The organism is Shewanella psychrophila (assembly GCF_002005305.1).
Taxonomy (GTDB): domain Bacteria; phylum Pseudomonadota; class Gammaproteobacteria; order Enterobacterales; family Shewanellaceae; genus Shewanella; species Shewanella psychrophila.
On record NZ_CP014782.1, the window covers coordinates 429,541 to 454,716 of the forward strand.

The 25,176-nt window shown below is 43.6% G+C and carries 20 protein-coding genes and 2 rRNA genes; 14 read left to right on the plus strand and 8 right to left on the minus strand.

The window, feature by feature from the left end; translation table 11 throughout:
- Positions 1–342: 342 nt before the first annotated feature.
- The 4 genes from sps_RS02015 (at position 343) to sps_RS02030 (ending at position 6,301) form a co-directional block, all read left to right on the plus strand.
- Positions 343–3,247 (plus strand): 23S ribosomal RNA (locus sps_RS02015).
- Positions 3,248–3,436: 189 nt separating this feature from the next.
- Positions 3,437–3,552 (plus strand): 5S ribosomal RNA (gene rrf / locus sps_RS02020).
- A 410-nt stretch (positions 3,553–3,962) separates the two neighbouring features.
- Positions 3,963–4,995, plus strand: a protein-coding gene (locus sps_RS02025; protein ID WP_169915652.1) for an IS630 family transposase whose coding sequence is annotated in 2 segments (ribosomal slippage) — positions 3,963–4,429 and positions 4,428–4,995 — 1,035 coding nt in all. Because the reading frame shifts where the segments join, the coding sequence is not laid out codon by codon here.
- A 244-nt stretch (positions 4,996–5,239) separates the two neighbouring features.
- Positions 5,240–6,301 (plus strand): patatin-like phospholipase family protein, encoded by a 1,062-nt coding sequence (locus sps_RS02030; RefSeq protein WP_077750947.1) that lies wholly within the window; start codon positions 5,240–5,242, stop codon positions 6,299–6,301.
- Positions 6,302–6,330: 29 nt separating this feature from the next.
- On the opposite strand, the gene sps_RS02035 is transcribed toward sps_RS02030, so the two are convergent.
- On the minus strand, positions 6,331–7,002 hold the full coding sequence (locus sps_RS02035; RefSeq protein ID WP_169915654.1) for a YccT family protein: 672 nt from the start codon (positions 7,000–7,002) through the stop codon (positions 6,331–6,333).
- A 190-nt stretch (positions 7,003–7,192) separates the two neighbouring features.
- Between sps_RS02035 and sps_RS02040 the strand changes: the two genes are divergently transcribed.
- Both sps_RS02040 and corA read left to right on the plus strand, forming a co-directional pair.
- Positions 7,193–7,552: a hypothetical protein gene (locus sps_RS02040; protein ID WP_169915656.1), complete on the plus strand. Its 360-nt coding sequence runs from the start codon at positions 7,193–7,195 to the stop codon at positions 7,550–7,552.
- Between the two features lie 127 nt (positions 7,553–7,679).
- Positions 7,680–8,627: a magnesium/cobalt transporter CorA gene (gene corA, locus sps_RS02045; RefSeq protein ID WP_077750949.1), complete on the plus strand. Its 948-nt coding sequence runs from the start codon at positions 7,680–7,682 to the stop codon at positions 8,625–8,627.
- Here the strand turns inward: corA and sps_RS02050 are convergent.
- Together sps_RS02050 and sps_RS02055 are read right to left on the minus strand one after the other, a co-directional pair.
- Positions 8,624–8,944, minus strand: coding sequence for a DUF3135 domain-containing protein (locus sps_RS02050; RefSeq protein ID WP_077750950.1), 321 nt, complete (start codon positions 8,942–8,944; stop codon positions 8,624–8,626). The genes corA and sps_RS02050 overlap by 4 nt on opposite strands.
- 97 nt (positions 8,945–9,041) lie before the next feature.
- On the minus strand, positions 9,042–10,301 hold the full coding sequence (locus tag sps_RS02055) for an HD-GYP domain-containing protein (RefSeq protein ID WP_077750951.1): 1,260 nt from the start codon (positions 10,299–10,301) through the stop codon (positions 9,042–9,044).
- Between the two features lie 152 nt (positions 10,302–10,453).
- Here sps_RS02055 and sps_RS02060 point away from each other — a divergent pair, with 152 nt between their 5' ends.
- On the plus strand, positions 10,454–11,149 hold the full coding sequence (locus sps_RS02060; RefSeq protein WP_077750952.1) for a 2OG-Fe(II) oxygenase: 696 nt from the start codon (positions 10,454–10,456) through the stop codon (positions 11,147–11,149).
- Between the two features lie 63 nt (positions 11,150–11,212).
- On the opposite strand, the gene sps_RS02065 is transcribed toward sps_RS02060, so the two are convergent.
- Together sps_RS02065 and sps_RS02070 are read right to left on the minus strand one after the other, a co-directional pair.
- Positions 11,213–12,580 carry an ATP-binding protein gene (locus tag sps_RS02065; protein WP_077750953.1) on the minus strand — a complete coding sequence of 456 codons (1,368 nt, stop codon included), beginning with the start codon at positions 12,578–12,580 and terminating at the stop codon, positions 11,213–11,215.
- On the minus strand, positions 12,571–13,245 hold the full coding sequence (locus sps_RS02070) for a response regulator (protein ID WP_077750954.1): 675 nt from the start codon (positions 13,243–13,245) through the stop codon (positions 12,571–12,573). Before sps_RS02070 ends, sps_RS02065 begins: the two co-directional genes overlap by 10 nt.
- A 228-nt stretch (positions 13,246–13,473) precedes the next feature.
- On the opposite strand from sps_RS02070, the gene sps_RS02080 reads away from it, so the two are divergent.
- The 3 genes from sps_RS02080 to sps_RS02090 are packed head-to-tail and all read left to right on the plus strand — an operon-like array spanning position 13,474 to position 16,609.
- Complete coding sequence (locus tag sps_RS02080; RefSeq protein WP_077750956.1) at positions 13,474–14,328, plus strand: putative selenate ABC transporter substrate-binding protein; 855 nt, start codon at positions 13,474–13,476, stop codon at positions 14,326–14,328.
- Positions 14,329–14,340: 12 nt separating this feature from the next.
- Positions 14,341–15,030, plus strand: a complete 690-nt coding sequence (locus sps_RS02085; protein ID WP_077750957.1) for an ATP-binding cassette domain-containing protein — start codon at positions 14,341–14,343, stop codon at positions 15,028–15,030.
- A complete protein-coding gene (locus sps_RS02090; protein ID WP_077750958.1) occupies positions 15,023–16,609 on the plus strand; it encodes a PhnE/PtxC family ABC transporter permease in 1,587 nt (528 codons plus the stop codon). The genes sps_RS02085 and sps_RS02090 overlap by 8 nt, the downstream gene beginning before the upstream one ends.
- A 19-nt stretch (positions 16,610–16,628) precedes the next feature.
- On the opposite strand, the gene sps_RS02095 is transcribed toward sps_RS02090, so the two are convergent.
- Both sps_RS02095 and sps_RS02100 read right to left on the minus strand, forming a co-directional pair.
- On the minus strand, positions 16,629–16,973 hold the full coding sequence (locus tag sps_RS02095) for a hypothetical protein (RefSeq protein WP_077750959.1): 345 nt from the start codon (positions 16,971–16,973) through the stop codon (positions 16,629–16,631).
- A 103-nt stretch (positions 16,974–17,076) separates the two neighbouring features.
- On the minus strand, positions 17,077–17,817 hold the full coding sequence (locus sps_RS02100; protein WP_077750960.1) for a hypothetical protein: 741 nt from the start codon (positions 17,815–17,817) through the stop codon (positions 17,077–17,079).
- A gap of 377 nt (positions 17,818–18,194) precedes the next feature.
- Between sps_RS02100 and sps_RS02105 the strand changes: the two genes are divergently transcribed.
- From sps_RS02105 to sps_RS02120, 4 genes are all read left to right on the plus strand, one after another.
- Complete coding sequence (locus tag sps_RS02105) at positions 18,195–19,802, plus strand: sensor histidine kinase (RefSeq protein ID WP_077750961.1); 1,608 nt, start codon at positions 18,195–18,197, stop codon at positions 19,800–19,802.
- Positions 19,799–21,151 carry a sigma-54-dependent transcriptional regulator gene (locus sps_RS02110; protein WP_077750962.1) on the plus strand — a complete coding sequence of 451 codons (1,353 nt, stop codon included), beginning with the start codon at positions 19,799–19,801 and terminating at the stop codon, positions 21,149–21,151. The genes sps_RS02105 and sps_RS02110 overlap by 4 nt, the downstream gene beginning before the upstream one ends.
- Before the next feature lie 988 nt (positions 21,152–22,139).
- Positions 22,140–23,420, plus strand: coding sequence for a magnesium transporter (locus sps_RS02115; protein WP_077750963.1), 1,281 nt, complete (start codon positions 22,140–22,142; stop codon positions 23,418–23,420).
- Between the two features lie 145 nt (positions 23,421–23,565).
- Positions 23,566–24,375, plus strand: coding sequence for a hypothetical protein (locus tag sps_RS02120; protein WP_077750964.1), 810 nt, complete (start codon positions 23,566–23,568; stop codon positions 24,373–24,375).
- 133 nt (positions 24,376–24,508) lie between these two features.
- On the opposite strand, the gene sps_RS02125 is transcribed toward sps_RS02120, so the two are convergent.
- A complete protein-coding gene (locus tag sps_RS02125; protein WP_077750965.1) occupies positions 24,509–25,150 on the minus strand; it encodes a LysE family translocator in 642 nt (213 codons plus the stop codon).
- Between the last annotated feature and the right edge of the window lie 26 nt (positions 25,151–25,176).

The following is a 25,176-nucleotide window of genomic DNA, read 5'->3' on the forward strand; positions in this document are numbered from 1 at the left end:
CTTTAAATATAAGTGCATGCACATGGATAGAGATGCCAAAGATAAATTAATATTTATCTTTGGCTTTTTTTAAGCCCGCTCTTTAAAAATTTGGAAAGCTGATAGTGTTAATGCGAAAGGGACTATTGTGAAAGCGACGTCGTAAGATGAAGTGATAGCAGTGGTTAATAGCATTAGCGCGAAAAATAAATAATTGAGTTCTCAAACACTTAAATCAAGTGCCGACTCATTCATTATAGATTTATTTCTTTAACGATTGAGTCATGAGTATTCTTTTGGCGAAAGTAAACACCATTAGTTGCAATGTAATTTATATGAGTTTTAAACTTATGTGGGTTGTATGGTTAAGTGACTAAGCGTATACGGTGGATGCCTTGGCAGTCAGAGGCGATGAAGGACGTAGTAACTTGCGAAAAGCGTTGGCGAGCTAGTAACAAGCATTTGAGCTAACGATGTCCGAATGGGGAAACCCACTCACATAAGTGAGTATCACATACTGAATACATAGGTATGTGAGGCAAACCCGGGGAACTGAAACATCTAAGTACCCGGAGGAAAAGAAATCAACCGAGATTCCCCTAGTAGCGGCGAGCGAACGGGGATTAGCCCTTAAGTCTATAGGGTGTTAGTGGAATGAGTTGGAAAGCTCAGCGGCACAGGGTGATAGCCCCGTACATGAAAACTAACTATAGATGAAAACGAGTAGGACGGGACACGTGACATCTTGTCTGAACATGGGGGGACCATCCTCCAAGGCTAAATACTCCTGACTGACCGATAGTGAACCAGTACCGTGAGGGAAAGGCGAAAAGAACCCCTGTGAGGGGAGTGAAATAGAACCTGAAACCGTATACGTACAAGCAGTGGGAGCGGTTCTTGAGACCGTGACTGCGTACCTTTTGTATAATGGGTCAGCGACTTACATTTTGTAGCGAGGTTAAGCGAATAGCGGAGCCGTAGGGAAACCGAGTGTTAACTGCGCGTTTAGTTGCAAGGTGTAGACCCGAAACCCGGTGATCTATCCATGGGCAGGTTGAAGGTTGAGTAACATCAACTGGAGGACCGAACCGACTTATGTTGAAAAATGAGCGGATGACTTGTGGATGGGGGTGAAAGGCCAATCAAACCGGGAGATATCTGGTTCTCCTCGAAAGCTATTTAGGTAGCGCCTCGAGCGAATACCATTGGGGGTAGAGCACTGTTAAGGCTAGGGGGTCATCCCGACTTACCAACCCTTTGCAAACTCCGAATACCAATGAGTACTACTCGGGAGACACACGGCGGGTGCTAACGTCCGTCGTGAAAAGGGAAACAACCCAGACCATCAGCTAAGGTCCCAAAGTTATTGCTAAGTGGGAAACGATGTGGGAAGGCTTAGACAGCTAGGAAGTTGGCTTAGAAGCAGCCATCTTTTAAAGAAAGCGTAATAGCTCACTAGTCGAGTCGGCCTGCGCGGAAGATTTAACGGGGCTAAGCAATACACCGAAGCTATGGGTACTAGTGCTTGCACTAGTGCGGTAGAGGAGCGTTCTGTAAGCCGTTGAAGGCGAAGGGGTAACCCACGCTGGAGGTATCAGAAGTGCGAATGCTGACATGAGTAACGATAAAGGGAGTGAAAAACTCCCTCGCCGAAAGACCAAGGTTTCCTGTCCAATGTTAATCAGGGCAGGGTAAGTCGACCCCTAAGGTGAGGCCGAAAGGCGTAATCGATGGGAAACAGGTTAATATTCCTGTACTTCTGCTAACTGCGATGGAGAGACGGAGAAGGCTAGGCTAGCGCGGCGTTGGTTGTCCGCGTTTAAGGTTGTAGGTTGTATTCTTAGGCAAATCCGGGAATACGCATTAAATTGCAAGACTGAGGACTGATGACGAGACCCTAAGGGGTTGAAGTAGTTGATGCCATGCTTCCAGGAAAATCTTCTAAGCTTCAGGTTAGTAGGAATCGTACCCCAAACCGACACAGGTGGTTGGGTAGAGAATACCAAGGCGCTTGAGAGAACTCGGCTGAAGGAACTAGGCAAAATGGTACCGTAACTTCGGGAGAAGGTACGCTGCCGGCGGTGATGGGACTTGCTCCTTAAGCTGCTGGCAGTCGCAGATACCAGGTGGCTGCAACTGTTTATCAAAAACACAGTACTGTGCAAACTCGCAAGAGGAAGTATACGGTATGACGCCTGCCCGGTGCCGGAAGGTTAATTGATTGGGTTATCTTCGGAGAAGCTCATGATCGAAGCCCCGGTAAACGGCGGCCGTAACTATAACGGTCCTAAGGTAGCGAAATTCCTTGTCGGGTAAGTTCCGACCTGCACGAATGGCGTAATGATGGCCACGCTGTCTCCAGCCGAGACTCAGTGAAGTTGAAATTGCGGTGAAGATGCCGTATACCCGCGGCTAGACGGAAAGACCCCGTGCACCTTTACTATAGCTTGGCACTGAACATTGAACCTACATGTGTAGGATAGGTGGGAGACTTTGAAGTTGGGACGCTAGTTCTGATGGAGTCAACCTTGAAATACCACCCTTGTAGTTTTGATGTTCTAACTCTGGCCCCTGAATCGGGGTTGAGGACAGTGCCTGGTGGGTAGTTTGACTGGGGCGGTCTCCTCCCAAAGAGTAACGGAGGAGCACGAAGGTTGGCTAAGTACGGTCGGACATCGTACGGTTAGTGCAATGGCATAAGCCAGCTTAACTGCGAGACATACACGTCGAGCAGGTACGAAAGTAGGTCATAGTGATCCGGTGGTTCTGTATGGAAGGGCCATCGCTCAACGGATAAAAGGTACGCCGGGGATAACAGGCTGATACCGCCCAAGAGTTCATATCGACGGCGGTGTTTGGCACCTCGATGTCGGCTCATCACATCCTGGGGCTGAAGTCGGTCCCAAGGGTATGGCTGTTCGCCATTTAAAGTGGTACGCGAGCTGGGTTCAGAACGTCGTGAGACAGTTCGGTCCCTATCTGCCGTGGGCGTTGGATGATTGAAGGAAGCTGCTCCTAGTACGAGAGGACCGGAGTGGACGAACCGCTGGTGTTCGGGTTGTTATGCCAATAGCATTGCCCGGTAGCTACGTTCGGAATCGATAACCGCTGAAAGCATCTAAGCGGGAAGCGAGTCCTAAGATGAGTCATCCCTAGGAATTTAATTCCTCTAAAGAGCCGTTCGAGACTAGGACGTTGATAGGCAGGGTGTGTAAGCGTTGTGAGGCGTTGAGCTAACCTGTACTAATGACTCGTGAGGCTTAACCATACAACCCAGATGGGTTTGTAGCGTTAATGTTGATTACTTTACAAGCACAAAAGAATACGAACTTGATTTAAGTTGGTCATAAAATGCTTCTGTATTTATGACATAGAGTACATCCGTGTACTAGACCCAATTATTTAACGCTATTTAGATGATTTCTGAATAGCCAGCTTTTCAAATTTACCAAATTAGTCTGGAAACCATAGCATTGTGGCCCCACCTGACCCCATCTCGAACTCAGAAGTGAAACACAATTGCGCCGATGGTAGTGTGGGGTCTCCCCATGTGAGAGTAGGTCATTTCCAGGCGCCTAATTAAGTAGAGAAGCCACCTGAATAAGGTGGCTTTTTTGCGTCTGGGGCTTTGTAAAATTATTAACTTTACGCCTCGAATTTACCTGTGCTGATAACTGGTGGCTTATCCACTTAAGCACGTAGGTGCAATGGCGACTCCCGATGTCGCCGCGTCGCTGAGCGGGCTCTCCCGCTACGAAACGAAGTTTCTCCGCGTTCAATTAGGGCTGAATACTGCGTATTCAAAGCGTCGTAATTTCACCCCCATGTGCCCACTTCGTGGATCGAGTTGGCCATTTCCAGGCGCCTATTTAAGTAGAGAAGCCACCTTATTAAGGTGGCTTTTTTGCGTCTGGGTACTTTTTATACCAATCAGTAATGAGTTGTGATCTAATATAGGTATCGCAAATAACCCGTATCTCCGTTTGAAAAACTATACCGCTGAAGAGATTTTAATCTTATCTAGAGCAGAAAAAGAGCCGCGTAAACGGATCCGATTACTGGCAGTAGCCTTATTCCTAGAGGGGCATAGCCGAACAGATGTCGCCGAGAGACTAAAAGTAGCCCGTGGCAGTGTTAACGCCTGGGTAGCAAAATATCTTGCGAGTGGCCCCAAAGGATTAGATGCCAAAAAGAATAAGGGCCGTGATAGCTACCTCACCTCAAGCCAAAAGCAGCAACTAAGTGCATATATAGAAGAACAAAGCATAAGTTCCTCTGGAGGCAGACTGACAGGTGACGCTATCCTAAAATATATTCAGCTACGCTTTAATGTCGACTACCACCCGAATGCGATTTACAAACTACTGGAACAGTTAAGTTTTAGCTGGATAACTAGTCGTTCTAAGCATCCAAAGCAATCACCTGAAGCCCAAATGGCTTTTAAAAAAGTTCCAACTGGAAACGATCCTTAACATCCCTGGTAGTGTGGCGCTTGAACGGGTAGATATTTGGTTTCAGGATGAGGCTCGATTTGGTCAACAAAATAGTACGACACGCTTGTGGGCGAGAAAAGGGACGCGTCCAAGAGCTGTGCGTCAGCAGCAATTTGAATATGTCCATTTCTTTGGTGCTGTTTGCCCACAAACAGGAGAGACTGAAGCGATAATTACGCCATACCTAAGTAAGGATATTATGCGTCAACATCTATCACTGATATCCCAAAGAACAAAGGCTGGTCGACATGCTGTTGTTGTGATGGATGGTGCAGGTTGGCATACCGATGATATAGCGGATGAATTTAATAATCTAAGTATCATCAAGTTACCTCCGTACTCACCAGAGCTAAACCCAATAGAACAAGTATGGAGTTGGTTACGACAACATCACCTTGCTAATCGCAGTTTCAAAGGTTACGAGGATATAGTGGATGCCTGTTCGATTGCTTGGAACAGTTTCATTAGTGATACAAAAAGAGTGGTGTCACTATGCCGAAGGGACTGGGCAATAATGACTTAATGTTAAGATGGAATGGTATTATTCTACCTTCGTCCTTCCTTAGCCTCGTAGCTTCTATATCCATATTTCACATCCATGTGGGTCGTAGGTCATTTTCAGGTGTTTCCGTTCAAGCTTGTTTAGCATTCGTTAATATCAATTGGATTTTTCTATGTAGGTGATTTAAATAATCAATTATACAAGTTAGGGAAGAGTCTATAGATTTGATTGAGTTCCGTGGGGGAATTAACTTTCAGGTCTTCTTATGCCGTTATCCATAGCTACCAATTCAGATACAGATCCATTTATAGCTAGCGTGCTTGCCGATGAGTCATCTCCAAAAAAAGGTAATGCTCAGCGCTATACCATGCCAGAACCGATTGCACATACGGCTCTGGTAGCAGAAGGTGGAGGTCAGAGAGGCATATTCACTGCAGGTGTACTTGATAGCTGGTTAGAGAGTGGCTATAACCCATTCGAGTTACTGATAGGTACCTCTGCGGGGGCACAAAACCTGTCTAGTTATCTGACTGGGCAAGCTGGATTTGCCCAAGCATCAATTGCAAAGCTTTCTAAGCAACCAGAGTTCTTCAATATTAAAAGAGGGCTGAAAGGAGCTAATGCCGTCGATCTTGACTGGTATTTCGAACAGGGCAGTGATGCACAATTTCGTTTAAACACTGAGTATGGTTTGACTAAGCTTAAGAGGCGTAGCCTACTTATTTCAACAACGAACAGTTCAAGCTATCAGGCTCATTTTTCAATGCCTAATGCCACAAATTGGTTAACCTTGCTCAAGGCATCGAGTGCCCTGCCTTATCTTTATCGAAAGGGAGTGAAGATTGAGGATGATTATCATGTAGATGGTGGTTTGTCAGCTCCCTTGCCTGTGGAGGAAGCTTATAAGCGTGGGGCGAGAAAGATTGTTGTTATCCGCACTATGCCGAAGGAGTATGCTGCCCATACGCCTTGGGTTAATAGGCTTAAATCCTGGATTTGTTCGTCGAATCGATGCCCTAAGGCACTCGATTATTTTATTCATCATGAAGCAGCCTATAAACACTCTTTACAGTTTATCGCGTCACCACCAGACGATGTTGAGGTGATCGAGGTATTTCCTGAGTCTCGATTGGTGAGTCATATTTTAGGCAGTGCAGATACTGAGCTTTCACATGACTATAAGATGGGCATAGTGGCTGGAAAAGCGTTTATTGAGTCAAACCCTTTGGCTAACTTTATGAGTGGAGGGAAAATTGAATTGATTAATAAATCTAGGAGTGACTCGCTTGGTAAGCATGAGCACAAGCTTGGGTTTAGGTATTGCTAGTTTGCTAATCCTAAACCCATAGAAGATGTTTAATCTTTTATTCTTTGCTTAAATGCTTTACGGGTCTCTTCATCTGCTTGGCTATACCAAAAATCCAGCATTTGCCCAACATTGATCTGGTCTTTGTTGGTGTTAGGTGCCTGTCCAGAGGCCACACTACTATTGTTAGTCACCACCAGAGCCGTTGCTGGTAATACTACAGGTGTTGATTTCTGTGTTTTTGTCGCAAGATTAGGGAGGGCTGCAGGCGCTGAACTCCCGTTATAGACTGCTATTTCTTTGTCATAATCCCGGCCTAGTTGTATTCCCACTTTGAGGAGTAGGTCACTGGTGTATTCAACGTCTACACCCGCATCATCGACAAGGGTCAACTCTGCAAGCTTATTAAACTTGTCTGCATCACTGTCTGATCTGAGTCTTGGCAACGACAACTTATAGGCCGAATCTTGTCCATTAAAAGTCAGGATCACCGCTTCTGATGTGAACCTTCTTTGTTCACCTTGTTGCCTGAAGCTGGTGTTATATTTAAATACGATTTGATTATTGCCATCATTAAGATCCACTGTGGTTTCATCTTCCATCTCTACACCATTAACCACTAAGAGCTGCGCAGACTTAGGTAAAGTAAGGGTGATTTTTGCATATGCTGGCAGTGAACAGGCTGCAGTGATAATAACTGCGAGGGCTAAAGTGTGCTTCATAGGATTCTCTAGGTTAGATCTGTGAGGTGATTTATACCACTTTTATACACATTATTGTAATCGGTATAGCAAAAGATGAGATTGTTCGGCGAGTCTCAGGTTTTTTCTTATGTTTGATTAGACATTCGTACCAGTTTAAACAGTGAAAAGACGTTATAATCACAGGTTATTATTACCGTTGGGGCTCGCTGTGTTCACGAAAATACTGATCACTCTCTTAGTCATTGTCGGCGCTTTTTTCTATCTAAGGAAACCTGCTCGAAAATCTGATCAAACCAGAACTGCAGATGTGGGTAAACGTATCATGCTGCGCTATATTTTTATGGGCTTGATCGCACTTTCAATGGTTGGAAGCACTAGTTATTGGTATTGGAACTGGCAAGATGGCAACCAAGTGGTCAGAGTGACCATAGTATCGCCGTTAATAGACAGTACCAGTGTATATCAGGTGAGAAAGAAAGATATATTGAATAATCAGATCACAACTGTTGACGGTATTAACATACGATTATCGAATCAAGAACGTGTCATTATCGCAAATGCTCAGTAATGGACATTTTGACTAGATTATTGTTTATAGTCCTTTTTAATGTTGGCAATTAAGGTAGAATAGCCTCGTTTTTTACCCTGCGCTCTGACACAAATAATTTCGTCATAGTGTTTTTTCAGGAGATACCATGATAACTGCTTATGTCTATAACAATCGTGAACTGACGATTACTGAACTGAACATACAGGATGTCGTGCCTCCGGATACTCTCTGGCTAGACCTTTTTAAGCCCAGCGATGAAGAACGTGAGTGGTTGAGTAAATATTCTGTTGAAGAGGTGCCAGAGGAGGAAGATATCAATGAGATTGAGGCTTCCGCACGTTTTTATCAAAATAACGATGGTCTGCATATTAACTCCTTGTTTCCTCAACGAGTAGGCCAAGACGTCAAAGGCGTTAACGTCTCATTTAACTTACGTAAAGATTTCCTGCTAACGATAAGAGAAGACGATGTAGGCCTCATTCGCTTGCTTAGAAACTATCTTAGGCTTGGACGTATCGAAGTTACCACTCCTCAGGGGCTTTTTCTGGAGTTGTTTAATCTAAAAGTTGATCACTTATCAGATCTTATCGAAGATATTTATTCGGTAGTCGATGGAGTCAGTGAACAGGTTTTTGAGAACAATGAACTCGATGAAGTGTTTAAGCTTATCACCTTGCAGGAAGACTCAAATGGTAAGATTCGATTGAGTCTGTTGGATACTCAACGCTCTCTACGTTACATGCAAAGATATTATCGTGGCCAACTCACCGACGATAATCTTAAAGACTTGCGTGAGATGTTGTTAGATATCGAATCTTTGATGCCTCACAGTCAATTTATCTTTGATAAATTAAATTTTTTGCTGGATGCCGCCATGGGATTCAGTGGGTTGCAACAGAATAAGATTATTAAAATCTTCTCGGTTGCAGCGGTTATTTTCTTACCTCCAACAGTAATCGCCAGTGCTTATGGGATGAATTTCACCAATATGCCTGAGCTTGAGTGGCAATTTGGTTACCCTATGGCCATCCTGATGATGTTAGCCAGTGCCGGTGGAACCTACGCATTCTTCAAGAGGAAAGGTTGGCTCTAGTCAGCAGGTTTCTTTGAAGGAAGCGTTAAGATTTTGGCATTTTGTTGCCGAAACTCTTGGGGGCTATTCATTATGGTGTTTAAGGAAATAAACTTGTCGTTCATGATGCTAATGGCCAAATAGCATCTGTGATAAGGGTTTGTGCATCTGGATAGCTGTTGCTCAAGGTGGTATTGCATCGAGATCAGTTGTTCTTTGTTCGATTCCGGGCAGCAGTCTATCGCTTCTTTACAGAGTGTTTTTTGAAGTTCTTCGAGTTCATCGGGCTCATTATCTGCCAGCCATCTCAGTTGATCGAAGTTAGGTAATTCAGTCATAGCCTCCTCCCCCAGAAGATAGCGTTACTTTCAAATTAGCTAATAGTTTGGTATTCGGCAAGAAAACTTGAGAATAATAGGGGAAATATAAGGGGTTTTAGCTATCAGAGCCTATGTAGTAGCTGACGCGCTCTCTGGGGTTTAAATATTTAAAGATTTTTTCGGGTAACGCCATCGGTTGTATACAGCGGACTATGCTCAGACCTTCGACTTCAAGATCTACAATCGGAGCCTGATCTTTGGGGACCATGGCATCGTAGACCAGTATTCTGGGGAATAATATCTTGTCCAGATTAACTGACATGACCATGGCAAATTGTCCTGAAGATAATTCAACAATACTGCCTGGGGGATAGATGCCCAACATCTTGATCATCTTGCCCGTTACTTCCTGATTTAACTGTGTCTTGAAATTTTTATAGATATGACCCAGTGCTGAATAGGGGGTACGCGCTTTCGTCTGCGCGTCCGGGTGACACAGAGAGTCATATAAGTTAACTACGGCAACGAGTTGACACAATTTGTCGAGCTTATCCTCTTTAAGCCCCCTAGGGTAGCCAGAGCCGTCAAGATATTCATGATGATTGAGTACAATTGGCATGGCACCAGCAGGAAAGTTTTCGGCGAGTTTCAATAAGTCGGCACCCATGACAGGGTGTTGCTTCATAAAGTTAGCTTCAGGTGGCGTTAAAGCGGTTTTTTTCCTGAGCAATTGTGGAGGGATTTTCAATTTACCGGTATCGTGAAATAGTGCACCCATGCCGACTAATTCCATATCGGCTTTATCCCAACCCAGCTCTTTTGCCATTAACATGGAGAGTACGGCGACATTGAGAGAGTGATAATAAATTGACTCATCGTCTTTGGCTTCGCCCATAAGGTGTAGGACTAAGTTATCTGAATTGAGTAATTGCGCACTCATGTCATTAATTAATTCTTTGGCATCATCAATGGCATTTAGCGGACGATTGCGTAATTTAGACACCAAGTTACGCATTTTTGCGATAGAACGGTCAAAGTCTTGCTCGGTTTTTTGAAGGTCTCTGCGCATCCGTTTGAGTTTTTCAATGCGCTCGTTCTTGGTTTTTTGCATTTCGATAGTGAGAGCATCAAGATCTTCTTTCTGTGCTGGCACCACTTTAGTTTTAGCTACCTCTTCGCTGAGAGGAGGAATATCACTTCGTTCGAGATCGACGAAGACAAAGTCGATGGCTAACTTTTTGATTAACTCGATTTGTGCCTGTTGCTTGAGTCTGAAACTACTGAATAGAAAAGGGTGATCTTTCCAAGAGACGGGTAAGCGGATGAAATTACCGACTTGTAATTGATTGACTGCAACTTTACGGCTTTTCTTCATATTCTTCTTATCAGTATCCCCATCTTTGTAGGGCAATTATTCCAGAACGAGTTTGATTGCTATAGCAATATTTTAACTTAACTCAATGACTTTACAATCACTTAACCATTATGTCAGCATAGACTGAACACAGAATAGACAAAGTTAATAAAATGGACTTCATTGAAGTATACCCTAATGCTATCCCTGATGACTTATGTGAGCGTTTGATCGCCTGTTTCGAACAACATAAGGGGGTCACCGATGGCAGAACTGGTCAAGGGGTGGATTTAGAAAAGAAAGTAAGCCGTGATCTCACCTTAGACAGTTTCGAGGATCTGCAGAGTATCAGGAATGAATTACTCACTTATACATTGAAATATTCTACCGAGTATTTTAATCAATACTCGATGGCATTGATGGGAGCTGTATCGGTGCAAGTCGCTGATGAAAAAGGCCAAGGTGTTGCGCTGACGCCGGATAATTATCAGAGTTTAGGTGAACCAAGAGCTGAGGCATTAGTTAAGTACCTCTATCGCAGTGGGACCATCAATGTTCAGAAATATCAGCAGGGGGTTGGGGGATACCCTCACTGGCATTCGGAGCTGTTTCCTCAGGCGGGGCATAATGAAGCCTTACATCGCGTGGTGCTCTATATGTTTTATCTTAACGATGTAGAGGAGGGAGGGGAGACTGAGTTTTTCTATCAAAACAGAAAACTCACACCCAAGAAGGGCACTATGGTCATTGCACCTGCGGGCTTTACTCACTCACATCGTGGCAATAAGCCAATCAGTAACGATAAATATATCGCGACCTCATGGGTAATGTTTAATCGTGCCGAACAATTGTATGCACCGATAAGCTAGATTATCAGTGCCTTGGTACCAAGGCACTGTGTTGGGGGTCAAAGCAAATAATTAGTTCTCGGCCTAAATTGGAATCGTTATTCTAAACTTAGCGCCTTCAAGCTCTGATGTTTCGATGCTCAAATTACCGTTGTAGCTGATCACTATCTCATTACACACGGCGAGTCCAATACCTTGTCCCGCTTTTTGTGTATCGGCTCTGACACCGCGTTCGATGATTCTTTGGCGCAGGCTCTCTTCGACGCCAGGCCCATCATCTTCGACAATCAGCTCAAACTCTCCGGCATCGCTATAACGGGCTGTGACTTTTACCTGACTGATACACAATTTGAATGCATTCTCCATCAAGTTACCGCAGAGTTCCATCAAGTCGCCTTTATCACCTGGGAATACATGCTCCTGGGGGATATAGGCTGTAAATTGAACTTGCTTGTCACGGTAGACCTTAAAAAGCATTTGAGAAAGCTGATTGACCAAGGGGGCTACTAAAGTTTGTTCATGTTTAAGGCCTTTACGACCTAGCATGGCGCGCTTGAGCTGGTATTTAACCAGTAAGTCCATTTGGCTTACCTGCTCCATGATCCGCTCACTCGCACCTTGCTTATCTAAGGACGCGTCATCAGTGATGGCGTGGACAGCAGCAAGGCGTGTCTTCAGACTATGGGCAAGGTCATTCATTGCATTCTGATACCTTTGCTGCTGGGCACTCGATTGTGATAATAGTTGGTTGAGAGCTTGGGTGACTCCTTCGAGCTCTATGGGGTAATCTTGTGATAAAGCCTTAGTCTTACCATTGCTGACACTCTCTAACTCACTTCTCATTCGAGTTAAAGGGCGCATTCCCCAGTAACCTGCACTGATTAACAAGACCAGAGCCAATGCCAATACCATAGCGAGCCTGAAATAGGTGCGTCGACTGAACTTGTCTAATTCCTTCTCGAGCTTCTCTGCATCTTTCATCACTAACAGGTTATATTGATTACCTGACATATCTAATGACAGCAAATAGATGAAGTAACCCTTATCGTCGGCAAGATTAAGGTAATAGGGAGGTGAGTCGTGGCGAATATCGTTGAAGCGTTCGCAGGTGTCGAAAAGCCCTTTATCGACAGCCAGGGATGAGGTCCAAATTTGTCTATAATCGGCATCACAGCTGGCTATGATATAGCTCTCGGGCGTATTGTTTTCCTCGAGCCAGTCATCACTACTAGCAGGGATTAGATCGTGTTCCCTCAGTTCAGCGGCAACTTTAGGGATCTCAGCAATGAGCTGAGCCGTCTCTTCGTTGTAATTGTCTTGTGCATGTAGAATGTTAACCAGCCAGGCTAAACCAAATCCTACTAAGGCAATAATTGACAGTGAGGTAAGAAACATCCGTGTTAGCAGACGTTTCTTAAATTTAAACTTAAACATATTCAGTTTTAACTGCATGGCAAGTTGAACTTGTAACCTTGACCGCGGATCGTAGCAATAGGATTTTCCAGCCCCTCTTTGGTGAGCTTCTTTCGGAGTCTGGATACCATGACTTCGATGGTATTGGGGTCACCCTCTTTATCGCCATAGATCACATCTAACAGACGCTGCTTAGCAACGACTTCATGACAATGGCGCATCAGGTACTCGAGTATGAGATATTCAAAAGCAGTGATCTCCATGGGGACACCATTCATCGAGAGCTGTTTCGCGGCGAGATCCAGTTCCAGTTTACCACTGGTGATTTGGGGTTTCACAAAACCTGCACTGCGTCTAACCAAGGCGTCTAAACGCGCGACTAATTCTTCTTTCTGGAAGGGTTTAACCAGATAATCATCGGCACCAGCATTGAGGCCTTCTACCTTGTCTTGCCAATTGACTCTGGCGGTTAAGATAAGGATTGGGGCCTTCAGCCCCTCATCACGTAGACTTTGAATCAAGCTCATGCCATCTTGATCCGGTAAACCTAAGTCGACAATGGCGACATCTATGGGATAATTGGTTGCCTGATAGAATCCCTCTTTGGCGGTCAATGCAACTTGAACCTGATTCCCTAGTTCACTCAGTTGCACCTTTAAATGGTGAGACAAGATAGGATCGTCTTCAACAACCAAAATTCTCATAATTTTATGCCTTTATAATTTTTTACAACAGTTTACTCAGATATTGGCATATTGCCAATATCTGTATTTGCCAATATTTTACGTGAACGTAACTTAATACCAGCTGACTTAATTTGAAGATAAATGGCAGCAAATCGAGATAGAGTCTTATTTTTGCAATAAATCACTTTGTTTCTGAGGCCATTATCGTTAAAATCCTGCACAATTTTTACTGACAGGAAACATCTCATGAGGCTAATAAACATAGTCGCTCTACTACTTTTAAGCACGCTTTCTTCCGGTGCGTTTGCGACTGTATTTACTTTCACCGCCATTCCTGATGAAGATGAGAGTCAGCTTCGTACACGTTTCGACAAAGTTGCTGAATATCTTGAGACCCAATTAGGCGTCGATGTCAGATATATTCCGGTTAAATCCTACTCGGCAGCGGTAACCGCATTCAGGAATAACCAAGTTCAACTGGCTTGGTTTGGTGGCTTATCTGGGGTGCAGGCGCGTCGTTTGGTCCCTGGCTCTGAAGCGATTGCTCAAGGTTATGAAGATCAGTTTTTTAAGAGTTACTTTATTGCGCATCATTCGGCTGACATCCTGCCATCTGAGAGCTTTCCTAATTTAAATGGTTACACCTTTACCTATGGTTCAAAAGGCTCTACATCGGGCCGCCTAATGCCGCAATTTTTTATCGAGCGAAATCTAGGTAAGAAGGCTAAAGATGTGTTCTCTCGTATTGGCTTCTCCGGTGACCATAGCCGCACCATAGCCCAGGTTCAGGCTGGGGCGTATCAGGTTGGCGCGGTTAATTATAAAGTTTGGGAGGTGGCGTTGGCTAAAGGCATTGTCGATCTGGATAAGGTCGATGTGATCTGGCAGAGCCCGTCATACCCGGATTATCAGTGGACGGTAAGGCAAGGGGTGAATGAGACATTCGGAGACGAGTTTAAGGCTAAGCTGACACAAGCCTTGCTCGACATGAAAGATCCTGAACTACTTGCTAGCTTTCCAAGAAAGTCTTTCGTAGAAGCTGAGAATTCGGATTATCAACCTATTGAAAATATTGCTAAAACTATAGGGCTCATCGACTAGTATTTATTCACTATGATAACATTTGAAAACTTGACCCTTAAATATGCTGACAAGCTGGCTATTGATAGGCTCTCTCTGACGATAGAAGCCGGAGAGAAGGTGGCGATAATAGGGACCTCAGGTGCCGGTAAGTCGACGTTGTTGGCTCACCTCTATCTGTTGCTAAAAGACAATGCCGCTTATTGCTCACAAAAACAGGGATTAGTTGATAGCTTAAGTGCTTACCATAATGTGTATATGGGGGCATTAGCCAGGCATCATTGGGTTTATAATCTAGTCAATTTGATTGCTCCGTTCAAAAAGCCATTAAATGAAATAAATGAATTATGTCGAGAATTAGCACTCGACTTTCCTATCAGTAAGAAGCTTTCAACCCTTTCTGGTGGTCAACGTCAACGCGTCGCACTAGCCAGAGCCCTCTACCAAGAGAAATCCACTTTTATTGGTGATGAACCCTTTTCGGCTTTAGATCCTATTATGGGTAAACGCCTATTGGATCTCGTGTTTGCCCGCCATGAAACTGTCATCATGGTGCTGCATGATAAGTCATCTGCCCTATCATATTTTGATCGTGTTATTGGCCTGAGTCAGGGCCAACTTAAGCTGGATATCCCCCACGAGGAAATAAACTCGAGCCACATCGATGAGCTATATTCGGGTTCGGTTTCTGACTTAGCGTCAGATACATTAAACCATGCCTAAATCTCAGCCTAAGGCCATGGCCAAGGGCTATCCATTCTTTAGCTATTGGCAGAAGTTAACCTTGCTGTTATGGCTCATCGCGACTCTATGTTTTGTTTTGTCCGATACCGAGATTATCTCTCTTGACCCTTGGAGTGAGTTGCTCAGAATGGCCGAGGGTTTTATGAGCCCTGATTTTTTCGCCACAGAGTATTTATTTGAATCCCTTTGGCAAACGGTCTCTTTTGCTCTGCTTGGTGTGGTCGGTGGCTTGCTTTTCGGGGTGCCACTATCTTTCTTGTATTCCAACCGCTTGGTTGCAGCCTTTTGTGCGGTTACACGCTCGATTCATGAAATCTTTTGGGCGCTGCTGTTTCTGCAAGTGTTTGGCTTGTCACCTATAACGGGAATATTGGCGATAGCCTTACCTTATGGTGCTACTTTTGCCAGAGTATTTAACGATATCCTGATACAAGCTCCCCAAACAACGACTCAAACTTTACCTGCTAATACCGATAGAATTAGCCGATACTTCTATGGTCGTATCAGTCATGTACTCCCCTCTATCTTTGCTTATGTTCGTTATCGATTCGAATGTGCCTTAAGAAGCAGTGCCGTGTTGGGATTTATCGGTATGCCGACCATAGGTTTTTATCTGGAAACGGCTTTCAGGCAGGGGAATTATCATGAAGGTGCAGCTCTGTTAATCTTGTTTATTGCCTTGATTGGTACGATAAGGTATTGGTGCCAGCCTAAGCTCATCGTGTTTTATATCTTAGCTGGCTTATATACCTTGCCTAGTATTCCCAGTGTCGATGGCATGCTGTTATGGCGTTTTATCACGGTAGACATATTACCTCCTGCTTTGCAGCACGTTGAGCATTGGCGTCAAATCGATTTAAATCTTGTCAATCAACTGCTGAGCTGGGCACAGAAATTATTCTTCACTCAAGCCTTGCCAGGTCTAGCCATCACCTTATTGCTTGCCTTATCCGCGCTGGCCATGGCTCATATTATTGCCTTGGTTAGCTCGGCGCTTTCATCCAGAATGTTGACTGGGACCGTGCTGTCAACCTGTGCCAAGTTGAGCTTGCTAGTGTTTAGATCTGTGCCTGAGTATATTTTTGCCTTTATCTTCATGATGCTATTGGGTCCATCTATGCTACCAGCCATGCTAGCTCTGGCGCTTCACAATGGTGCTTTGATTGCTTACTTAACAGTGAGGCAGTCCGATACCTTAGAGGTCTCGGCATATTACAATGGCAGGCTCGATGGATATTGTTATGAGGTATTGCCCCAGATATACCCGAATCTTATGAGCTTGGTGTTTTATCGCTTCGAAGTCATCTTACGTGAGACAGCAATCTTAGGAATGTTAGGTGTTGCGACCTTAGGTTTTTACATCGACAGCGGCTTTGCTGAGATCCGCTACAGCTCAGCACTATTCTTACTGGTGTGTACCGCCATGCTCAACATAGTGATCGATATGATAAGTCGGCGTTTATTGACCGCTAACATTAATCAACAGATGACCTGCAGCGGTAATAACCAAGTTAGTAATAACCAAGGTAATAATAAGAGGTTAAGCAGCACATTCTAATCTGTGATGGTTAAAAACGTTAAACTAGCGACCTAGACCTAGCACGCTTAGCTATTATGCCATTGCAGCATGCTGCGGCGATTAAGGTGAAAGCAGCTACCGCCGCCATGATCATCCCCAATCTAAGCCAAGGTTGCTCAAGAGCCAAACGCATCTGCACAAATTCATATCCGCTCATCCCCCAAACGAGTAAGGCGCTAGTGACTAAGGTGACTTGTAATAGGCGAGTTGCGAATTTATGTCTGATGAAAAGCAGCAGGGGAGCCAGTGCGAAAAGTGAGCAGACAAGAATGTAGCCATAACGCATGAAATGAGCGCCGATCAATAAAAAAGCCAGAGAAATGATAAGAGTACGCCACCACATGTGAAGCTCCGAAAATCAAGTAATTGATATTTAGAGACTACTCTATTTGTGGATACTCAAACCTGGCAGTGTTCACATTTCTACATCTAAGATGTTAATTGATTTAGTTTAATGCATCTCTTATGGCCTGTTTCTGCTCTTCTGTCAGTTCGCTTTGCTTAATAGATTCAATTAAGTGCTGGGTAATATCAGATTTTTCATCACCATGAAAGATAAATACATGTTGACTATCGGCACCACCTTCATGAATTTCTATCTCGATATCACTGAAATTTGAGGTTATTTCGGAGACTTCATCGGCCAGCTCATTCATGATTATATCGAACTCTTCTTCATGCTGATCGAAATAGATTTCGAGTGCCATCGCTTTGGCTTCCATTTCGTGGGCGTGGGATTCCATCTGGGCAACATGCACTTCAAATTCTCTTGCCTTAGCCTCCATTTCATGCCCTTTAGTTTCCATTAAGCGGCTTATTTTTTCAATTTTCAACAGTGTTTTTGGATCGAGCTCGTTTTCAACGATGAGGTCAAAGCCTAAGTCTTGCCTGTTTGCCATTCTACTCAGCAAGTGAGCGACTTTAGTGGCTGAGGCTTTAGGTAGGCTACTTAGCTTGTCCTTTATCACTTGCGGATCTGTTAGCTCATCTTGGGTGAAGGTAAAGGTTTGTTTATCCTCACCAACTCTGACTTTAACCTGAGTAAGTTTATTCTCATCACTCTTGATTTTGGCGAAGGTGGTTTTGTCTTCAAACTCAAGCTGATGTATCTCGGTTGGCGCCGCTACTACATTCAATGCTAGCAGGCCACTACAGGCTAATGCGATCACGATATTTTTAAGTTTCATATTTAGTCCTTACATCCCTTAATAGAGTAATGATTTATTTAATTTTATGGCTAAGGTTTTACCCTGCCTGCTCAGTTTTACTTGACCTCGGTTATTGAGTGTCTGTGTTAGAGATAGCCAAGTTCATGCCAATATTTAGATATCAATATAAAACAATAAGATGAGCGATTTTTGCTTGGTTGAGATAGAGAGATCAGAGGAAAAGCGTTAAGGCTACCCGATATGAGTATGTGACTTCCTTATATGAGGAATTATGTTGTGATTATGATAATGTTTGTTTGCAAACGACTGTTAGCGCTTGTATTTTAAGCTTGGTACTTTTCTTGTATAGCTAAAGTTTTAAGGCAAAATTTAGGTATGGGTAAGATGGAGCGAGTATGTCGATAAAGCGTTATGTGTTTCTCCTTTTTGGGACCTTGATTGTATTACTTGGGATCAGCCAACTGCTGATTTCTCAGTACTATAAGGGAGAGCTACAGAGTGAGTTGAGCCAAAGTTCGCGGACGCTCTCTAAAAATTTAGTCAAGGTGTTGATAGATAATGTCGGCAGTGAGCAGGAGTTTGTTGTTGAGTTCTCGGAGGATGAGTTACAGGAAACTATCCAAGATATCGAAGAGGCTAGGAGTGATTTTCAATTTGATATCGAAGAGATAAGCCAAGAGATCGGACAGCTGACGGAAGAGATCATCTTAATCGAGACTAAGAATCCTCATGATTTTTCACGGCAGGAACGCAGAGATATACAAGCTGCAATGCAGGAAAAACAAGGTGAATTAAAGGCACACTTGAGAGAGATGGCGGTTCATGAGCGTGAGTTAGAGAAAATGCAAAGAGCTAATATCGTTGAGGCTCGCCGTGAGGCAGCTATCTCATACCGTGAGCGGCTACATGAGGCTGTGAGCCAAATTCAAATTGACACCAATACCTGGTTGGAAGACGGTAATGTTGCCATTATCGAGGTACCAACAGCACCGAGTGAAGGAAAGCCTGCCTTCAGTTTCATCCACGATTTAGCCATTCCGAGTCAAAATACCAATAATCAATTGGAGCGTTTCAGTGAGTCTATGCTAGCCCTAATACTGTTAACTTCAATCGGAGCATTAATAATGGCCTATCTGTTGAGTCATTATATTAGTTCGCCTTTGACTAAGCTGGCTAAAGGTCACGAAAAATTAGGTGATGGTGACCTAGGCTTTCAAGTTGAAGAAAAAGGGGTGAAAGAGTTGAAAGCTATCTTGACTGGCTTTAATAAGATGAGTCGAAAGCTCGCCCAACTGAGTGAAAAAGAGCAGTTAATGACTCAACAGCAGCAGTTAGCCGAATTAGGGGAGGTAACACGAGGTATAGCCCATAGTCTACGTAATCCATTGCACACCGTAGGTTTATTATCTGAAGGCGCAATGCAGGCCCAAAGCAAGGAGGAGGGGGCTGAGCTACTGCAAAAAATACAACAGAAAATCGCCATGATGGATAAAAGTATCCAATCTCTGTTGACCCTATCGAGTAATGAGGTTAATCGCAGTCATAGCGTGCCCATCAAGGCTATCATCCAAGATATTTTACTTGAACTCTCTATTAATGGCTCTAAGCCTAAGATTACATTTCACTCAGCAGACTGTTTAGCTGCGATTAATGGTGCCGAGTCAGAAATAAGAAGCATATTGCATGCGGTTTTGATTAATGCTGTAGAGGCTACACCTGAGGATGGTAGCGTTGAGGTATCAATAAAAAATCGCGACGATAGTTATCAGGTAATAATAAAAGATAGCGGTAAGGGTATATTGCCTGAGGTCAGGGAGCGTTTAAGTCAGCCCCATGTGACCACAAAAACAGAAGGTACAGGTATGGGGATCTATATCGCGGAGCGACTGATTAAGGGGCATTATGGTGGCGATATACAATTTGAAGACAATCCCACTGGTGGTACTTTAGTGAAGTTAACATTTTCTAAATCGGCGAATAGAGACTCAGAGGCGGCACAATGAAAGTTGAGAGATTAAAGATACTGGTTGTGGAAGATGAACCTGATCAGCGAAGCCTTATTTCACAAATGCTTGAAGCTAATAATTATCAAATCACCAGTGCCGATAGTGTCGAGGGCGCCATTGTGTCATTGAAGCAAGATGTTCCGGATCTGGTATTTTCAGATTGGAAGTTAGGTCAGCTTAGCGGCATGGATCTCTTGACTTATGTTAGACGCGAGCATCCTGATATGGGATTTATTATAGCGACGGCATACGGTACGATCACACATGCAGTCGATGCTATGCAGGCAGGTGCGGATGATTATTTGGCTAAGCCTTACCAGCGTCAGTCCCTATTACTAGCGATAGAGAAAGTTGCTAAGTCTCTGGTATTAAAGAAACAAAATAGACGCCTCACATCTGAATTGTCTCAACAGCAAGAGCTGGTGGGTATTGTGGGTAAAGCGCCCTGTATGCAGAAGGTTTACTCTCGAGTGCAACGAGTGAGTGCCACCGATGCCACTGTATTGATTGGCGGTGAGAGTGGTACAGGTAAGGAGCTTGCGGCCCGAGCCTTGTACCAACTGTCCCAGAGGAAGCATAAACCTTTTATTGCCATCAATTGTGGCTCCATTCCCGAGTCATTAGCTGAGTCGGAATTATTTGGTGCCGAGAAAGGGGCATATACCGGCGCGACGTCGTTAAAAATCGGTAAGTTAGAAGCGGCCAATGGTGGTACGATTTTTCTCGATGAGATAGGTGAATTACCTCTGCTGCAGCAAACTAACTTACTCCGCTTTCTCCAGGAGGGTCTTATCAGTCGTTTGGGACAAAATGGCGAGATCAAACTGGATGTGAGGGTTATTGCCGCCACCCACAGGGATCTCAAGTTTGAGGTGGAAGAGGGGCGGTTTAGAGAGGATCTCTATTATCGACTCAATGTTGTACCGATCCATATGCCCCCATTAAGAGAGCGACAGGAAGATATTGGCAGGCTAGTCGAGCATTTTTTGAAGCTGCACAGTGGTCAATACAAGATGGAGCAAGCTAAATTATCTGCCAATACCTTAAAGCAGCTACTGGATCACCCATGGCCTGGAAACGTCAGAGAGCTGTCAAATCGCATAGAGCGATTCGTGTTGCTCGGAGATGAAGAGGAGATGCTTGAAGAGTTATCGAGTCAGCCAAAACCACTAAATACCAGTCAATTCTCTTTGCCTGAAGAGGGGATTGAATGGGAAGTTTTCGAGAAAGACTGCTTAGAGCAGGCCATGAACAAGCATCAAGGTAATCGTACGAAGGCTGCAAAGTTTTTAGGCTTAAGTTATAAGGCCTTTCTCTATCGATTGGAAAAGTACCAACTTGTGTAAATCAGGTCATACCGATTGGTATAACCTTAGGTTCAGTGATTAAAAATAGTCACTGAAGCTAAACACTCATCTTAGTACACTAGTTTATTGGAAATTATTATAACTTGTGTGCCCGACGCGAATGTAGAATGTTATAAATTAGCGAATATCTTTAGTATGACTTATTCGTTTATTTTGTTTTTATGGTTAGTTTTAATATTCAATTAATAGTTTGGTTCTAGTAGGCTATGTTTTTACAGTTTATTATTGAGTGTTCCGTACGGTTTAATTTGATTTTAGATACGATACTTATCAGTTTTTACTAGATTTTAAAGTAATTCTGGTTTTTACGTGTTCTTAGTGGGTTTGTTCTTGACATGATTTATTATATCACTATAATTCAGCTCAAATTTATTAGGTGAGACCGCTCTATGGATACCGACAGTTTAAAGGGAATTAGCATTAGCGCTTGGAGAATTAAATTCTGGTAAAATAACCATCTTAGGTTTCATTCAGAACTATCCCTTCTTTTTCGTTTCTTGCTTTCCCCGCCTTTGCTTCAAAAACAACACTTTGTATCACAATGACTAGTGCTCGTATCGCCATGTGCTCAGTACTATATGCTATAGCTAACATCCATATTCTAGCACTGTATTTCTTTGCTTATGATTTATATCAGTGCTTTGCGTAGCCAGTTATATTGTGACGTTACATAACAGATCTATGCTCTAGCTATTATTAAATGTAGAGTTTAATTTATACATATCCTGCTATGTTTATTGTTTATTTATTATTAGGAAACAAAAATGGAAATCGACATTCCTCCGAGTAGAGAAAACGGCGTGATTGGGTACTTATGCTGAAATTGATGTTAAATTAATTAAATCTGTATTTGTCATAAACTCCCTTTCTGCTGTCACTCCTATTCTATTTATATTATATCTCGATATCTATCGAGTCATAGTCAATCAATATAAGTTTAAAACCCTATACTATGGGAGGACGACACATGTCCAATATTTCTGCCGGAATTAAAAACAACCTTAATATTAACTTAACTCATAATTTAAATTTCTGGAATAATGATACCATTCAATTTGAGAGTGATGATGTCAGTGACCAGCTGATTAGTTTTATGCAAGAACAAGCTAAAGGTGTTATTCAAGGTTGGCTTGATAATAAATCTTTGATGCAGTGTTTCTATATTCATCAACTCTTGCCTGAGACTGAGAGAAATACTTTTTTTAGCCACATGCCCGCTAGGTTTGTGAGCGATATGGAGAAAATTGAGGTTGAGAATCATCCTGTTATTTCTGTGATTTCAACAACTCCTCAACTTTCATTTACTGGTGATATGTGTGTTGGTGATGCCATCGCCAAAATACATGAAACCAGTGAAGCCTTTGATAATAAAGTGGCTTTCATTGTCGATGAACAAGGCTGTTATCGCGCTGTTCTGCCAATACACCAATTGCTCAATCATAGTGAGACAATATTATTAGCCGATATTGCTGAGACGATAGGGGCTTGCCATGCCTGCACAGATAGAGAAAAAGCGGTTGCCATGTTGCAACATAGCGATATGGATTGTTTACCTGTTGTCGATCTCTGGGGAAGGCCTGTAGGCGCACTGAGTGCTAAAGAAGCGATGGTGGTGATGCAGCAGGAACAGACTCAAGATGTAGAGATGTTGATGGGCATACAGGCTGATGATAATGACGCGCCCTATATGCAAACATCGGTATTGGCCCATGTCAAAAAGCGTATTTTCTGGATTGTGGGGTTAGCTGGCGTAGGTATCTTATCGGGTATGGTGATCCAAAGTTATGAAGATGCGATCACTGCGCTAACTATATTGGCACTCTATATGCCGATGGTCGCCGACACTGGTGGCAATGCAGGCAGTCAGGCATCGACCGTAATAGTGAGATCTATGGCTTTGGGAGAACTCAAGCTTAAGAATTGGTGCGAGGTCTTATGGAAAGAGCTGAGGATCTCACTCTTTATTGGTCTAGGTTTGGCGTGTATTTCATTCATTAAAGTGTACTTTTTGTCCCATGGTGTTGAATTACCTAATGGTTTAACCTTGTCTATGTTAGGCAGTGCAATAGCCTTAGCGCTGTTCTTTCAGGTGGTTACAGCGACAGTCATAGGCGCCGCTCTTCCCCTGATAGCCAAAGTTTTCGGCCAAGACCCAGCCGTTGTTGCTAGCCCGGCAATTACCACGATAGTGGATGTGACTGGGCTCTTGATCTATTTCTATGTCACCTCATTGATCTTGCTGAACTAGTAGTGTCTTCAACGACTCATTAATGGGTCTGTTAATAACGCAGTATTCACCCATTATGAGCCGTCAAAAGTCTAGAGAGGCGAGTTCTCTCTAGACCCTAACTCTTTAATTTTTATTTTATCCTAATTTTATGGGAGGACTTCCTATGTCCTATCAATATGTAAGACGAGCAGAGTCTAGTAAGGCCAAATTTGTATTCTTATCTAAAGTGCTGGTTATCGTTGTTTGTATATTTGGCTCTGGAGGACTAGAGGCGTCAATAGAAGCCCTAGATGACAGACTAGAACAAAAAGAACATCTTCCTGGGGAGAGAGAGCAGCTCGCCTTTTATGTTGAACTTGGTGGCGAGACACAATATATCACCGAGGGACGTGATCAGCTGGATAATGGCGGGATCATTTGGGGCAGTATGTTATTGGAATATGCCAGTATTAATCTCTACTCAAGCTTAGGACAGGCGACTAGTCAAAACTACAGGGAATGGGAGTTGGGCGTATCTTATGATGTATTTGAAACAGATACCTTCAATGGGGGGATTGGTATGCAATTCGTCGAAATATATGGAACCGAGCGTGAAAGTGACATTGAGTTCGTCAGTGCTTTGTCTTATAGGGGAAGTCAATGGATCACAGCATCGATTGATCACACGTACTCCTTGCAATCTAAAGGGCACTTTCTCGAGTTGAGCCTGCACGGCAAGAGTTTAGCATTACCGGGTAGGGGGCGAGTAACGCCCTATGTGAGCCAGGCCTTTGACTTTAAGTTTGCCAATGAAGAATATACAGGGGCTAATCATTTTCAGTTTGGCATCGAAGCTTATTACCCTTTAAGCCACCAGTTCACCCTGTCCGGGCATATGAGCCATGTTATTCCTCAGGGGGGAATCAAGCGTGACCTTAATTTCGAGGTTAAAGAGCAGACCTTTGCGGGAGTGAGTGTCAGTCTGCAGTTCTAGTGCTGGTCTGAGCCTTAACTGTGGTTTAGTCATTTTTCAGCCTCTGCCGGAGTATGGAGCTGAGAGTGGTGGATCAAGTTAAGGCTCATTTTACAACACAGCTAAATCAGCAGTGTTTAATCAAGAAGGCTGTTTATATGACGCCAGAGACTATGACGATTGCGACAGAAATAAACAGTATGCCAGTGACTAAATTAATCACAGGACTGGCTCTTTTAACTTTCAGTTGAATAAGGGGCTTAGATAACACTAAGGCGATAAATACAAACCAGGCTAAGGATAAGATAAGCATGATAAATACGGCGCTCACCTTAGTGATAAAGTTGATGTCAGGGGTGATCATGGCGGAAAACAGGGTAATAAAGAACACCATAGCTTTTGGATTTAGTAGGTTAGTGTATAGCCCCTGGAAAAATCCTTGTTTGATAGATAGCCCAAGATGACAGGCATTATCCAAATCCTGTGGACTCACTTTCTTTCGCCATTGTGACACTGTGCCCCGAATGGCTCCTATGCCCATCCAGCCAAGATAACTCGCGCCAATTAATTGTACGGCGACAAAGAGTAGGTCTGAGCTTTTGATGATTAAACTCACGCCGGTGACACTGAGTAAACTGTGTAGCAAGATAGCGACAGATATTCCCACCGCAGAGGCGATAGCCGTAGCACGGCTTTCCTGGCTGGCCATCTTGACCACTAGTGCGAAGTCCGGGCCTGGGCTCGCCAAAGCGACAGAGTGAATAATGGCAAGAGAGATGAGAAGTTGCAGTTCCATATTGAGATCCGATTTAATAACTTGTT

Excerpts from the sequence above, each read along its gene's own strand:
- sps_RS02030 (WP_077750947.1), top strand. The coding sequence starts at position 5,240 with ATGCCGTTATCCATAGCTACCAATTCAGATACAGATCCATTTATAGCT.
- sps_RS02035 (WP_169915654.1), bottom strand. The coding sequence starts at position 7,002 with ATGAAGCACACTTTAGCCCTCGCAGTTATTATCACTGCAGCCTGTTCA.
- corA (WP_077750949.1), top strand. The coding sequence starts at position 7,680 with ATGATAACTGCTTATGTCTATAACAATCGTGAACTGACGATTACTGAA.
- sps_RS02050 (WP_077750950.1), bottom strand. The coding sequence starts at position 8,944 with ATGACTGAATTACCTAACTTCGATCAACTGAGATGGCTGGCAGATAAT.
- sps_RS02055 (WP_077750951.1), bottom strand. The coding sequence starts at position 10,301 with ATGAAGAAAAGCCGTAAAGTTGCAGTCAATCAATTACAAGTCGGTAAT.
- sps_RS02060 (WP_077750952.1), top strand. The coding sequence starts at position 10,454 with ATGGACTTCATTGAAGTATACCCTAATGCTATCCCTGATGACTTATGT.
- sps_RS02065 (WP_077750953.1), bottom strand. The coding sequence starts at position 12,580 with ATGCAGTTAAAACTGAATATGTTTAAGTTTAAATTTAAGAAACGTCTG.
- sps_RS02070 (WP_077750954.1), bottom strand. The coding sequence starts at position 13,245 with ATGAGAATTTTGGTTGTTGAAGACGATCCTATCTTGTCTCACCATTTA.
- sps_RS02080 (WP_077750956.1), top strand. The coding sequence starts at position 13,474 with ATGAGGCTAATAAACATAGTCGCTCTACTACTTTTAAGCACGCTTTCT.
- sps_RS02085 (WP_077750957.1), top strand. The coding sequence starts at position 14,341 with ATGATAACATTTGAAAACTTGACCCTTAAATATGCTGACAAGCTGGCT.
- sps_RS02090 (WP_077750958.1), top strand. The coding sequence starts at position 15,023 with ATGCCTAAATCTCAGCCTAAGGCCATGGCCAAGGGCTATCCATTCTTT.
- sps_RS02095 (WP_077750959.1), bottom strand. The coding sequence starts at position 16,973 with ATGTGGTGGCGTACTCTTATCATTTCTCTGGCTTTTTTATTGATCGGC.
- sps_RS02100 (WP_077750960.1), bottom strand. The coding sequence starts at position 17,817 with ATGAAACTTAAAAATATCGTGATCGCATTAGCCTGTAGTGGCCTGCTA.
- sps_RS02105 (WP_077750961.1), top strand. The coding sequence starts at position 18,195 with ATGTCGATAAAGCGTTATGTGTTTCTCCTTTTTGGGACCTTGATTGTA.
- sps_RS02110 (WP_077750962.1), top strand. The coding sequence starts at position 19,799 with ATGAAAGTTGAGAGATTAAAGATACTGGTTGTGGAAGATGAACCTGAT.
- sps_RS02115 (WP_077750963.1), top strand. The coding sequence starts at position 22,140 with ATGTCCAATATTTCTGCCGGAATTAAAAACAACCTTAATATTAACTTA.
- sps_RS02120 (WP_077750964.1), top strand. The coding sequence starts at position 23,566 with ATGTCCTATCAATATGTAAGACGAGCAGAGTCTAGTAAGGCCAAATTT.
- sps_RS02125 (WP_077750965.1), bottom strand. The coding sequence starts at position 25,150 with ATGGAACTGCAACTTCTCATCTCTCTTGCCATTATTCACTCTGTCGCT.